We start from the raw sequence: 13,270 nt of genomic DNA, 5'->3' as shown, positions 1-13,270 counted from the left end.
GCGGCTTACTCCCACTCCACAATGGATACGGAGGGCTGGTAGTTGGAAGAGCGATCCTCAACACGGATTTCCAGAGCCGCTGTACCGGTGCCCTTTTCAAATTCCAGTGACGCGGCCTGCTTGTAGGGCCGTTCATCCGGCCCGATTCCTTCAACGAATGCCGTGATCTGGTGGTTCCCGGTTTTCAGGTTTCCAACGTAGAGCCGCTGCATGCCGCCGCGCTCAAGGGCGGTCACCTGGCGTTCCGTATAGAGGTGAGAGGCAACGATCTCGTCGTCGACCTTCAGCTTTACCGCGTCCAGTTTGAGGAACTTGCCGGTATCGACACTGAGAAAGACGGCAACCTGGGTGTTGGCCGGGAACAGCAGGTCTTCTTCGAGGATAAACAGGTCCCGGTTGAGTCGGATGACTTTCTTTTTCAGGTCTTCAACCCGTTCCGCAACGGCTGCCCCATCACTCTCCGTGCCGCTATCGGATTGGGCAAATACCGGCGCCGTAAAAGCAACAAACAGTGCCGCCAGAAGCGCAGGACATCGGTTTATCAAGTAAGTGGCCATGGTGGTTCTTCCTGCCGTCTCAGTATTCAAGAATCAACGAAGCCCGCGTTACCAGGGCATCGAACGAATAGAGGGGTTCCTCGCCAGGGAGGAAGTCTCCGGCTACGGTGACATCCCGGAAATTGTCGTAATCGAAATTTAACCAATCGAGCAGGAGACTGAACTGCAGGCGATCAATCCCCGGAAGAGAAGTCTGCTTCCACTCGTAGACCGCACCAGCCGCCAGGGTCGTCCCGGAAAGCGAGCTGAGCTCTTTGTCTCTGGCAAGGTGAGTCTGGGAGTTCTCGAACGGGAACAGATCACTGTAAAAATCGGCCTCGCTCTGGCTGTAATAGCGTATGGAGCCCTCGAGGGTCCAGTGCTCGTTCAGCCCATGCACGTACCCCAGTTCGATGGTGTGGGCGTCGATACCCCAGGTATCCGAGAAATAGCGGTATTCACCCCGGATTGAGGCCCGATAAGGCAGATAGTACAGGGCACGGAACGCGACGGAGGTACTGGTACGCGTCTCCGGATACCGCTCTGGCTGGTAAAGAAACGCCGTGGAATCATTGGGGTCGATGTAGCGATTCTGCCGGTAGGGGTTCTGGAGGAAACCCTCATCCGTGACCACTTCCAGGTCCAGACCGACCAGACTGTTGCGGGTGACAACCTGGCTCAAACCCAACTGATAGTTCCGGCGGTCGGCGTCTTCACTGAAGGAATCATTACCGACACGGCCAACTTCGTCCCAGCCACTGGCATAGCCCATGGTTACCGTGGACATTCCGCCGAAGAATTCCTGGCTCACGGAAAAATAGACGGTGTTGGCTTCGTAATCGTTTTCGGAACTGTTGGTAAAGCCGAGGCTCAGGATGGAATCTTCATGAAGGTAATCCACGCCGAAGGTGTACTCCGTTCGCTCCTCCTGGTAAGGGCTGGCTGTAGCAAGAACATCCACCGATGCCGCCGAGACTGAATCCACATAGTACTGGCCAGATACGGATACCTGTGACCCCGCACTCTTACGAACCAGGACTGAGGGTCCATCGATGACCATTCCGCCCCCATCATACCGATGGTAAAGAACGTCAACATTATCTACCGGAAGCGTAGCCGCAGAGAGTTGGCCGGCCACGACCAGTAATGCTGGCAGAACCAGCCATGTCAGCCGGGGGCAACCTCGTTCAGTTACAGCCACAGCCACCTCCCGAGCCCCCCTCTGCACCGCGCGCCGATTCCCTGGCCTGATAGACATGGTGCATGTAGGAGTCGGCCTTGCCATGCCGGCTGAGACTCATAACCGGATCCGCCAACTTGTCCCGCTCATAGGGTTTGACCCATGGCTTCACTGAGCTGCAGCCAGAGACAGTGGCCAGACTGATCAGCAAGGCAGAAACCGCAAAGATCGACAAAATACGCATAACCGTTCCGTCCGAAAATTACTCGCGCACCAATTCGCGAATCTGCTGTTCGTAATCGTCTTCGTAACCCGGCTGATATCCGTAGTGGAGATAACGGGCGTTACCATCGCGATCGATCATCACGGTCGTTGGCATGGCCTGCACTTCGTACAGCTCACTGACCGAGCTTTCCGGATCGTAGAGGATCGGATAGTTCACCGGCACCTTGTCGAGGAAACGGTGCGCCTCTTCCCGATTCTCATCGACATTGACCGCCAGAATCGTGAAGCCCAGGTCCTTGTACTGGCTGTAGAGCTCATCCATCAGCGGCATTTCCTGCCGGCAGGGCCCACACCAGGAAGCCCAGAAATTCAGCATCACCACTTCCCCGCGATGGTCTTCCAGCCTCAGGTTCTCACCAGACCGGCTTTCCAGGGTGAAGTCCGGTGCCGGCACATTGATGGCTTCGGCACCGGCGAGGGGGCTTGTGCAGGCCAGGATTCCCGCCACTGCAAGTGATTTTATGGTTGCGCTCATAGCCATGACTCCTGTGTTCAGAAAAAGACAGACAGGCCGGTACTGACCTCGGTATTCATGGAGGTTTTCTCGGCCCCCAGAACATCAATTCGGTAGTAATGCTGCCGGACACCAAGGTGCACAGAGACACTGTCCGTCAACAACACCTGATAACCCGCCCCGGCATTCAGGGTAAACCGGGTATCGCCGGCAAAATCGGTGGCTCCCGCCCCCGCAATCAAATAGAAATTGGTGTTAAACGCATAGTTCTCGGTGAGAAACGCTTCCCCGGGGAGCACGTTGTAACCCAGATTAATGTTGTAATAGCTGTAGTCCCGCTCACTGTCGGTCAGCACCTCCACGTTGCCGGCCAGCTTCTCGAAGCTGGTCTCACCTCCCTCCGCAAAGCCGACACCGGCCTCGAAAAAGAAGGACTCGCTGAGGTGATAGGTAAGCTTGCCGCCATACAGGAGCGACGACTCGAAGTCCTCGATATTGAGCACGCCAACAAACGCCGCAATTTCAAAATTCTCGGTATCGATCAATGCCTCGGTGACCGGTGTCGGGGTAACATCGGGCTCGATCAGCGGCCGATCATCCTGGGCATGGCCAACCGTGGCAAGGCAAAGCCCTGCCCCCAGGCACAGCGGTGTCAGAAAAAGATGCTTAGTCCGATTTTCCATTCTGTCGCTTCTTCGTTGGTGGTCCGGGTAGTGAACACTTTGTAGTCCTTCACTTCGGCACGGATGAAATATCGATCGGTGATGTAGGCCCGGATGCCAAGGCCAGCATGGCCAATACTGTTATCCCGCTCCTCGGGCTGGGCCAGAGTGGCCTTGGGATCAACCCAGATATGCCCGACCCCGAGGGTAAAAAAGGGTGATACACGCCAGTGCGGGAATGGCTGATGCACCAGATTGGCATTGACCATCCGAATTTCCGACGCGCTGCCGAGAATCTGTGACGCCCAGAGTTCGGCGGACAGGTTCCGGGTCATCCAGAAGCCGCCATAGCCGGCGGTGACAGCGGCACCATCAAACTCACCCATCATCAGCCCTGCTTCGACCCGCCGGTTTCCGAACGACTCGAAATCGGGCACCTGAAGATCCACCGGGTTACCCGTGGCATCCACGGTTTGAGCGATATCGGCAACAGCGATCCAGCCTGCCCGGCCCCGGGAATCCGTGACTTTGATCCAACTGGTCTTTCGCTGCAGGATGGTCAGCCACTCCCCTTTCTCGCTGGTATGAAAAACCGGGTAGCCGGTTGCCGGCCCTGTTCGCCAGGCAATGAAGGGCTCCGTCACCTGCACTTGCGCGACATCCTCGTCCGCCTGACCCCAAAGCCAGCCACCCCAGCTCTGGGCCGGCAGAAACATTAGAAACATGAGGATGGCAATGGGCATGGCGAGAGTTTCAGTCCTTGGATCAGTCTTCCGGGGCATCGAACGGATTGTTGTAGTACTGGCCGCCAATATCCAGCCATTCTGCGACAAGCCTAAGCTCGGCGGGTGTCAGGAAATCCCTGTGAGTGCCGCCCTCGGCGAATACGTCAAAGAAATTACTGGCACGGGCGCCATTTACAGACATTGACGCCTGCACTGGAACCGTCACAAGAATAGGTTGCTCGTTTCCATCGGCATCCAGTATGGGGTTGCCCTCTTCGTCCCTGAGTACGTCTCCGGAATCCACGAGTACGTCGACCAGGGCACCGTTCACCAGTTCCTGTTCGTTGTCGGGAAACAACAATTCCCGATAGGCATTGAAGTGCAGGGGTTCGTCCGGTGACGCACCATCGCCCAGGTCCAGCTGACCCGCGGGCAGCTGCGCCATGCCCGCGTCATCGCTGTTGCTGTGGCAACCGGTACAGGTGTAATCATCCACCACGGCCATGGTGTCCGGGTCCAGCACCTCCCGACCCACACCCCAGAGAGGATGAATATGCTGCTCGTAATTGATCACGATCCGGCAGTTCGGGGCCCAGTCAGTCGCACAGACGCCGGATACGGGCGGCGGAGTCTGCAGATCGGCGTAGGCATAGGAAAAACTGTCCGGCTTGGGATCCACTGCATCACCGGACCACTCATCGGCATAGATGACATCCGGCGCAGGCCGGCGAATCTCGTTGATGCGGGCGAACACCTCGGCCATGGTTTCACCCATATCCGCAAACAGAGCCGGGTCGGTATTTGGAAACTCACGCCCCGTGGTTGCAGCCCCACCCCACGCAGGTCCCGGGCCGGCATCTGGTCTTCCGTGGGGTGTCGGATTGTTCGGGTTATGGCAGCCTGAGCACTCGAGGGTCTCACCGGGGCGCACCGTCAACCAGTTCTGGTGCCGGTTGCCCAAAACCCCCTCCATGCGCTGTCCCTGCTCATCGAGAATGCTGATGGCAAACGCAACATTAGCCGGCACTGCCACCTTTACCGAACCATCAGGCTCGATCGGCACATAACCCAGGATTTCCCGCATCAGCTGAGCGCGGCTGCGGCCAAAAGCGCTGTTGTCGAAATCCCGGACGTTCTCGTCGGGGATGGCAACGGGCTTTTCCAGGCGCAAGAAACGGGCAGGACGCTGCTCGAGCGGGGTCTGCAGCGGATCAGCCATCACCGTTATGCCAGCGGGTGTGGTATCCACGCCATCTATGTCGTACACACTGCGAATGTGCAGAACACCGTAACCGGCATCGCCCAGTGCACCCTCGGCACCCGTGAACTGGGATTCCGGAATGAAAGCCTCCAGAGGGCGCTCTTTCATCAGAACCGCTTCATCGAACTGGATGCCTTCCACCGGGGGAACGACCGGGCGCTGTGTTTCGCTGCTTATATCCAGAAGCCAAAGCCCATACACCGGCTCCGCGGGCTGATAGTCATCGGATTGCAGGCGCTCTTCCGCACAGTTGACGATCCGGTCAGTGGCTGTTTCCCGCAACCGGCAGGGTGTCCAACTGACCAGGTATCGGTTGGTCCCATCCAGTAGTGGCGACACCGATGCGTAACTGCCTTTCAGCGACAACTGGCCATCGAGGCCCACACCGGGCACCAGCGAGCGTTGCCCTGAGCCCTCGGACCCGTCGATGCGCAGGTTGGCTTCGACAAACTGCTCAACATCGACCTCCGCCAGTACCGACGCGTAATCATCACTCTCAAAGGGCCTTAACTGGACCAGCAGATTGCCACTGTCGGACTTGCGAGGCTGCAGATACTGGATGTCGTTTGCTTCAGGCACGGAGTTGTGGGAATGACGCCCGTAGAGATAGCCCAGTCCGGTTCCGTCCGGGTTCACGCGGTAGAGATTTACACCGTTGTTGCGGGTCTGACCGGCATTATCCCAGCGGCTGAACACGATGGTGCCGTCATCCGCCACCATGGGGTCGAGGTCGTGGCTCTGGTTGAAGGTGATCTGCTCGATGTTCTGGCCGTCGTCGTCCATCACATGCAGAACAAACGCAGGGCTGTCACCTTCCTCGTCCAGGCCGGAGAACTGGGGTTTGCCTTCATCAAGCAACACAGCTTTGGAAATCCGCTGGCGCGTGGAGGAAAACACGATTCTGCCATCCGGAAGATAGGCGGGCGCAACGTCCTGGCCGGCCCGAGCGGTGACATCTGAAACAATGATCCGACGCAGGTCATCGGTACTGACGTCGTATTCCCAGATATTCCAGGTTGGCTGATCCTCCTCATCGGCATCCTCGATTTCCGGCGCGCGCATGGCGAACAGCAATCTGGAACCATCGTGGGAAACGTGGAGATCTTTCACGTCGTACCGCAACTGGCCATTGTCATCCAGGAATTGCGGACCTGCGAATGCCCGGGAGGCAATGTCCCGGGTCTCGGCATCAGCAGTCGCGCTTGCTTTCAGTAAGAGCCTGGCCCCGGGACGGAACGCCGTGGGGTCCGCCAGGTTGTCCTCAACCAGGGCGCCGGTATTCTCGTCAAACAGCAGCGGTCGCTCGACATAGGCGACAGGATTCTCGACCACAACCGGGTCCGCCTGCTGGCTGTCACCGCTCGAAAGGCAGCCAGACAGAGCCGCAAGCGAACCGAGCGCTATAGCCAGGCGAACGATGTTTATACTCGATGACTTAATTTCCAACTCAACGGACCCTGTTCCGGTTGACATTCCATGACATAAATTAAGTCGGTTCCGAGGGCAGGCTCCAAGGCTTTTACGTAACGCAATGTAATAACGTGGCCTACGACTCAAAACGGAGGATATAGCAAGCCGTAAACTTTTAACAATTGTCAAAAAGCATTAATGTGCGAATGCTAACGATCATCGAGGGAAAGGACATGACCGGCCGGAACAGGATCAGAAGCCTGATCAGCAAGGCTTGCAGTACCGCAGTTCTCGTTGCACTGATATCTGGGCAGGCAGGTTTCGCCCAGGCCGGAGCCAGGGAACAGGCCCAACGAATTCACGACCGGATTGCCGGCGTGCCTCCTTCCGCCGACGTACTCAACGCCATGGAAAGTGACATTGCCTCGGGCAACGCCATTGACGCGGCGTTCACCGCCTTGGACGACCCTGCCTTCTACGACGTCACCCTGAAGAATTTCGCGGCTCCCTGGACCAATGAGGCCATGTCGAAGTTCGTGCCCCTCAACGATTACATCGCTACGGTGATCGGACTGGTAAGAGACGGAGAGGACTTCCGCAAAGTTCTGTATGACGATGTGCTGTACATGGGCGGCCCCGGGCTCAGCCTTCCAGCCTACTCCGTCAGCAACAACAACCACTACGAGTCCCTGGAGAACAGCGGGGCCAGCCTCAAGGACAATCTGGTGCGGGTAACCCAGTCCGCCCATAACGGCCTTCCGTCTTCCGCCACTGCCGGGGTAATCACCTCCCGTGCCTCAGCCAGGGCTTTCTTCAGCGCGGGTACCAACCGCGCCATGTTCCGCTTCACGCTGATCAACCATATGTGCAGCGACCTGGAGCAGGTTGCAGATGTGAGCCTTCCCACAGACCGGATTCGCCAGGACGTATCCCGCAGTCCGGGCGGCGACAGCCGGGTTTTCCTGAACAACTGTGTAGGCTGCCATACGGGCATGGATCCCATGACCCAGGCGTTCGCCTATTACGACTATGAATACGACCAGAATGCCGATCCTGATGGGGAGCTTGGCCGGCTGGTCTACAACGCCATTGGTGAGACAGATCCCGAGACTGGCTCCAGGGTTCAGGCCAAGTATCACATTAACGCTGCCACCTTCGAACAGGGCTATGTCACCCCGGACGACAGCTGGGATAACTACTGGCGTCAAGGTGCCAACCGGCGTCTGGGCTGGGATCCGTCTTTGCCTGGTTCGGGCAGCGGCGCAAAGAGCCTGGGCCGGGAGTTCGCCTATTCAGACGCATTCGCCCAGTGCCAGGTAAAAAAGGTGTTTGAGAACGTGTGCCTGCGACCGCCTTCGAACAGTGCAGACCGCTCTCAGGTAAGCAGTATGGTTACCAGCTTCGCGAGCCAGGGTTACGACCTGAAGCAGGTATTTGCAGAGTCCGCTGTGTATTGCATGGGGGAGTAGGACGCTATGAAAACACTTAAAGGAACTTCCATGAGCTCCCTCAAGCCTGCCTTCGCGGTTATCGCCATGGCCTTGCTGCTTGCGGCGTGTGGTGGAGAATCCACGGAACAACTACCGAACACCTCCGGAAACTCCGGCACCGTTACCTATAACGGCCCGGCGCCATCAACCGATGACGTTGCCAGCTTCAAGCGCAGTGTCTGGGACAATCTGGTCACCCAGGATAAATGCGGTGCGTGCCATGGTGCCAATGGGCAGGTCCCCACCTTTGTCAACGAGCAGGACGTGAATCTTGCCTATGCCCAGGCAAATACCATCGTAAACCTCTCTGACCCGTCTCAGTCGGAGATGGTGACCAAGGTGGCAGGTGGTCACAACTGCTGGCTCCAGAGCACCTCAGCCTGCGCCGATATTCTCACAACCTATGTGTCGAACTGGGCCGGCGGCTCGGAGGGGGCGGCCAAAACCGTTGAACTTCGCGCTCCGGAACTGAAAGAACCCGGCGCCACGGTTTCCCTGCCCAGCGAACCTGGCCTGTTTTCCACCACGGTTTACCCCGAACTCAGACAGTATTGCAGCGAGTGCCATGCTGACGGTGGCCAGACTCCCTATATTGCCAGTGCCGATATCGCCACAGCCTATGACCAGTCCAGAAGCCGCATAGATGCAATGAATCCGGGCGCATCCCGCCTGGTTGAACGCTTACGTTACGACTTCCACAACTGCTGGGACGATGATTGTGAAGCTTCGGCAGATTTGATGGAGCTGAAGATTCTCGAAATGGTTCAGGATCTCAATGCCCAGCCCGTAGATCCGGCGATGGTTGCCAGCAAGGCACTGAATCTTGAGACAGACGGCCTCCTCGCCAACTCCGGCGGTCGTTTTGAAGACAACGTGATTGCCCTCTACGAGTTCAAATTTGGTGAAGGCCAGACCGCCTTTGACACCAGCGGTGTTTCTCCGGCGCTTGATCTGACCCTGAGTGGAAACGTCGACTGGGTTGGCGGCTGGGGCATCGACCTTGGCCCGGCAGGCGAAAACGAACAGGGTTTTATGGTGCCCGCCGGCAAGGCGCAGGGCAGCACCGCCGCCAGCCGGAAGCTCCACACCCTGCTGACAGCCTCCGGGGAATACAGTATCGAAGCCTGGGTTGCCCCGGGAAACATCACCCAGGAGGATGCCCGTATCGTGACCTACTCGGGCTCGTCCACCACTCGCAACGTTACGCTGAGCCAGTCGCTCCAGCGTTACGAAGCGCTGCATCGCAGCACCACCAGTGATGAGAATACGCCTTTCGCGACCCAGGACGCCGACATGCTCCTGCAGGCGACGCTCCAGCATGTCGTGGTAAATTACACCCCGGCAACAGGTCGCCAGATCTTCATCAACGGAACGCCTTCCGGCGATGTTGACCCAGATGATGGCGGACTGTTAAGCGAATGGGATGACAGCTTCGCTCTGGTATTGGGCAATGAAACAGATGGGAACTCGCCATGGCAGGGTGCTATCCGGATGGTGGCCATTCACAATCGTGCCCTGACACCTGAACAGATCCAGGCGAACTTCGAGGTTGGCGTAGGACAGAAATTCTACCTCCTGTTTGGAGTGTCTCACCTTATCGAAATGCCCGAAAGCTTCATCGTCTTCGAGGTCAGCCAGTTCGACAGCTACGCCTACCGGTTCACCAGTCCTTTCTTCATCAGCCTGGATGACTCCGCAGAGCCCTCGAACATCCCGCTCCGTGGCATGCGATTGGGCGTCAATGGCAAGGAGGCAACCGTAGGACAGGCCTGGGCCAACCTCGACGTTGTGCTGGACAGCGATGCCTATGAACCTGGCACCGGGCAACCGTTGTCATCCCTCGGTACCATTATCGCACTCGAAAACGGTCCCGAAACCGACGAATTCTTCCTGACCTTCGATCAACTGGGCAGTCATAGTTTTGCCCGCTCCGAGCCGTCCCTGCCCCCGCAGCCAGAGCCTGCAGACCGGGCACCGTCCTCCGAGATCGGTCTCAAGACCTTTGACGAGATCAACGAGTCCATGTCCCGGATGACCGGTGTTGCCACAACCAATCCCGAGGTGTTCGAGACCTACACCACTGTGAAGCAACAACTGCCAACGGTGGAGAACATTCAGGGTTTCCTGTCTTCCCATCAGATGGCCGTTACCCAGATGGCGATCCAGTATTGCGATGCCCTGGTGTCCAATAGCCAGCTGCGCGCCGACATGTTCCCCGGCTTCGATTTCTCCGCCCCTGCCAGCAACGCGTTTGAGCACGGTGGCAAGAGCCTGGTTACCGGGCCGCTGCTGTCCCGGTTCGTGGGCAGCAACCTGGAGTCCCAGCCCAGCGACAGTGACATTCAGACGGAGCTCAGCAATCTTATGGATAGACTGACCAGCTGTGGAGCCGGGTGCCCGGCAGACCGCACCGAAACCGTCGTTAAGGCAAGCTGCGCCGCTGTGCTTGGCAGTGCCACCACCCTGGTTCAGTAGAGGAAGCCGATCATGTTCATACGCAAATCCCGTAAAAAGCCTCTGGCCAACGGCAGCCCCCTGCTCCACGATGATCACGGCAAGCCCAGGACGCGTCGAGAATTCATCGCCCAGGGCCTGATGGCAGGCTCCGCCACGGTGTTTGGAGCCTCATTGTTCAGCCTGTTCGGCAACCCGAGAATGGCCTCCGCCGCGCTTTCACCCGATCTGGAAACATTGAAAGAAAGTTGTGGTATCGCCGTTCAGGGAGCAGGCAAGATTCCTTTTATCTGCTTTGACCTGGCGGGTGGCGCCAACATCGCCGGTTCCAACGTGCTGATGGGTAAATCCGGTGGTCAAATGGACTTCCTGAGCACAGCGGGCTATAACAAGCTCGGCTTGCCGGGAGACATGCTTCCCAACGATCCAGCGTTCGTGAACACGGAGCTGGGCCTGGCGTTCCATTCCGACAGCGGCTTCCTGCGCGGCATCCTTCAAAGCACCAGTGCCGGCACCCGGGCGGCAACGGACGGCGCCATTATTGCGGCCCGTTCGGAAAACGACACGGGCAATAACCCCCATAACCCGATGTACGGTATTCACCGCGCGGGCGCCGACGGTTCCCTGCTCTCTCTCGTGGGCTCACAGAGCTCGGAATCCGGGGGCAACTCTCTGGCGCCCATGAACCTGATCAATCCGGAAGTTCGTCCCACCAAGATTGACCGGCCATCGGATGTCACCGGTCTGGTAGATGTAGGCGATCTGATCGGTATTCTGGACCAGTCAGATGCGGTGGCCGTCATGGAGTCCATCCAGCGTATCAGCGATACCAAGATGAACCAGGTGAACACCGGCATTTCCACCGACGAGGTGGTCAAGGATCTGGTCCGTTGCGGCTATATAAAAAGTGCCGACCTGGCCGATCGATTCGGCAATCCGGCAGAACTGGATCCGGAGCTGGACCTTGAAATTGTTGGCCCCACCGGCATTTTCAGCCGCGACGAGTTCAACAGCAACCGCGACTTCCGGAAAACCGCCTCCGTCATGAAGCTGGTGCTGAACGGCTACGCCGGCGCCGGCACGATTACTATGGGTGGTTACGATTATCATACCGGTGAACGCGGAACCGGCGAACGTCGCGATGAGCTGGCCGGCCGCTGTATGGGTGCCTGCCTGGAATATGCGGCGCGGGTCGGCATGCCATTAATGCTCTATGTGTTCAGCGACGGCTCGGTGTCGAGCAATGGCCGGATAGATGATTCCATGGACGGTCGCGGCAAGGGCGAATGGACGGGCGATAACCAGCAGACGGCCGCGTCCTTCTTCCTGGTTTACAACCCGGCGGGTCGCCCTACTCCGATTCGCCGGCAGATCGGCTTCATGCGCTCTGATGCGTCCGTGGAAACCGCCTCGAGCCCAGCGGCCAACAACGTAAACCAGCTGGTCCAGACGGTATTGCTTAACTATATGGCATTACACGGTGAACAAAACCAGTTCGGCAGCCGCTTCAACGGCCATGGGCTCGGCAACGGTACCTCCCAGGACAGCCTGATTGCGTTCTCCAATGTGGTAAACGGAACGATAACCGGCTGATCAATCTCGTTCCGCCCCTAGTCTGATTCGGGCGGAACGAGCCCTTCTGACACGTGCATCATGCGCTGATCGTCGATAACCACAACATCAATACCCGGCAAACGCTCGATCATCGCCAGTCCTTTCTCAGGTCCGAGAACAAACACCGCCGTGGAAAGGCCGTCCGTTGTTAATGCGTCCTCGCCAATTATTGTCACGCTCTGGACACCCTGAACCGATTTGCCGGTTGCGGGAGACAGAATGTGATGGACCCGGTCGCCCGCTTCATCCACGAAAAACCGCTCGTAATCCCCGGAGGTAGACACCGCCACGTCCTCCAGTGGCAGAACCACCGCGTTGCGGCCTTCCGAACGGGGATCCCGGATACCCACATACCAGGGGCGTCCCCGCTTGTCCCCCAGGAGCCGCATGTCGCCCCCTGCACTGAGCCGGGCATGGCGTATGCCAAGACTGGCAAGGCGCTCGATTCCCAGGTCGACGGCGTAGCCCTTGGCAATGCCACCCAGGTCCACCCGTATCCCTGCCTGGCCGTATTCGACGGTTTGCGCATCCTGGTCAAGAATCACATCCCGGAAATTCACCCGGGGCAGGCCGGATCGAAGTTCCTCGTCCGACGGTTTTTTGCCGGCCCTGAAATCGTATAGGTAGCCCACAGAGCCAAAGGTGATGTCGAAAGCGCCATCACTGAGATTCGATACCTCACGCGCCTTTTCAAGCACCTCGAACAGACTGTCACTGACGGCGACGGGGCCGCTGGCCGCGTTTTGGTTGAGCCGGGAAACCTCCGAGTCTTCCCGATAACGGCTCATCTGCTCATCGACCTGATGAAAAACCGCCATTACCTCTGCCCCTGCCCGTTCCGCTAGCGCTTTATCCTCTGCCCAGAACTCCAGCTCAACAGGCGTGGTCATGGCAGTATCGGAGAACCGGTACCAGTCGGCGCTGGCCGTGCCCACAAAGCCGGCGAGCCAGAGGCAGGTTGCCACTGCCAGGGAGCGCCATAACCGCTGACACAATCGGTGGTCTGTCATTCCGGGTTCACCATGTCTGTTATCCACTCCTCATCGCCATCTTAGTCTCCCCCCTCCTACTCCCCCCTCATCCCCCCGTCTACGCCAACAAAAAGTAGCGCAGGAGGATGAAGGGAACACGAGCCAGCCGCAGTATGGATCAAGTCAATTTGGGTGGAATCCGATTACCACTTTCAACAATAACAACTT

The 13,270-nt window shown here is 58.1% G+C and carries 11 protein-coding genes; 3 read left to right on the top strand and 8 right to left on the bottom strand.

Features of this window, described 5'->3' with window-relative positions; translation table 11 throughout:
* Nucleotides 1–5 precede the first annotated feature (5 nt).
* The 7 genes from ACESMK_RS13305 to ACESMK_RS13275 are packed head-to-tail and all read right to left on the bottom strand — an operon-like array spanning nucleotide 6 to nucleotide 6,576.
* A complete protein-coding gene (locus ACESMK_RS13305; protein ID WP_372999522.1) occupies nucleotides 6–557 on the bottom strand; it encodes an AraC family transcriptional regulator in 552 nt (183 codons plus the stop codon).
* Between the two features lie 19 nt (nucleotides 558–576).
* Entirely contained in the window at nucleotides 577–1,743 is a 1,167-nt protein-coding gene (locus tag ACESMK_RS13300) for a DUF3570 domain-containing protein (protein WP_372999519.1), read from the bottom strand.
* A complete protein-coding gene (locus tag ACESMK_RS13295; RefSeq protein ID WP_372999516.1) occupies nucleotides 1,724–1,960 on the bottom strand; it encodes a DUF4266 domain-containing protein in 237 nt (78 codons plus the stop codon). The genes ACESMK_RS13300 and ACESMK_RS13295 overlap by 20 nt, the downstream gene beginning before the upstream one ends.
* Before the next feature lie 18 nt (nucleotides 1,961–1,978).
* Complete coding sequence (locus ACESMK_RS13290) at nucleotides 1,979–2,476, bottom strand: TlpA family protein disulfide reductase (RefSeq protein WP_372999513.1); 498 nt, start codon at nucleotides 2,474–2,476, stop codon at nucleotides 1,979–1,981.
* A 17-nt stretch (nucleotides 2,477–2,493) separates the two neighbouring features.
* Nucleotides 2,494–3,138 carry an outer membrane beta-barrel domain-containing protein gene (locus ACESMK_RS13285; protein WP_372999510.1) on the bottom strand — a complete coding sequence of 215 codons (645 nt, stop codon included), beginning with the start codon at nucleotides 3,136–3,138 and terminating at the stop codon, nucleotides 2,494–2,496.
* Nucleotides 3,108–3,860 carry an SH3 domain-containing protein gene (locus tag ACESMK_RS13280; RefSeq protein WP_372999508.1) on the bottom strand — a complete coding sequence of 251 codons (753 nt, stop codon included), beginning with the start codon at nucleotides 3,858–3,860 and terminating at the stop codon, nucleotides 3,108–3,110. Before ACESMK_RS13280 ends, ACESMK_RS13285 begins: the two co-directional genes overlap by 31 nt.
* Nucleotides 3,861–3,882: 22 nt before the next feature.
* Nucleotides 3,883–6,576 (bottom strand): hypothetical protein, encoded by a 2,694-nt coding sequence (locus ACESMK_RS13275; protein WP_372999505.1) that lies wholly within the window; start codon nucleotides 6,574–6,576, stop codon nucleotides 3,883–3,885.
* 170 nt (nucleotides 6,577–6,746) lie between these two features.
* Between ACESMK_RS13275 and ACESMK_RS13270 the strand changes: the two genes are divergently transcribed.
* Genes ACESMK_RS13270 through ACESMK_RS13260 form a run of 3 tightly spaced genes read left to right on the top strand, consistent with a single transcriptional unit; the run spans nucleotide 6,747 to nucleotide 12,050 of the window.
* Nucleotides 6,747–7,982: a hypothetical protein gene (locus tag ACESMK_RS13270; protein WP_372999502.1), complete on the top strand. Its 1,236-nt coding sequence runs from the start codon at nucleotides 6,747–6,749 to the stop codon at nucleotides 7,980–7,982.
* A gap of 6 nt (nucleotides 7,983–7,988) precedes the next feature.
* Nucleotides 7,989–10,478 (top strand): LamG domain-containing protein, encoded by a 2,490-nt coding sequence (locus tag ACESMK_RS13265; RefSeq protein ID WP_372999498.1) that lies wholly within the window; start codon nucleotides 7,989–7,991, stop codon nucleotides 10,476–10,478.
* 12 nt (nucleotides 10,479–10,490) lie between these two features.
* Nucleotides 10,491–12,050: a hypothetical protein gene (locus ACESMK_RS13260; protein WP_372999495.1), complete on the top strand. Its 1,560-nt coding sequence runs from the start codon at nucleotides 10,491–10,493 to the stop codon at nucleotides 12,048–12,050.
* 17 nt (nucleotides 12,051–12,067) lie between these two features.
* Here the strand turns inward: ACESMK_RS13260 and ACESMK_RS13255 are convergent, their stop codons facing one another.
* On the bottom strand, nucleotides 12,068–13,081 hold the full coding sequence (locus ACESMK_RS13255) for an FAD:protein FMN transferase (protein ID WP_372999492.1): 1,014 nt from the start codon (nucleotides 13,079–13,081) through the stop codon (nucleotides 12,068–12,070).
* Nucleotides 13,082–13,270 lie beyond the last annotated feature (189 nt).

Source organism: Marinobacter sp. (assembly GCF_041687235.1).
Taxonomy (GTDB): domain Bacteria; phylum Pseudomonadota; class Gammaproteobacteria; order Pseudomonadales; family Oleiphilaceae; genus Marinobacter.
The sequence above is the reverse complement of the archived record's forward strand: the minus strand, read 5'-3'. Positions and strand labels throughout refer to the sequence as shown.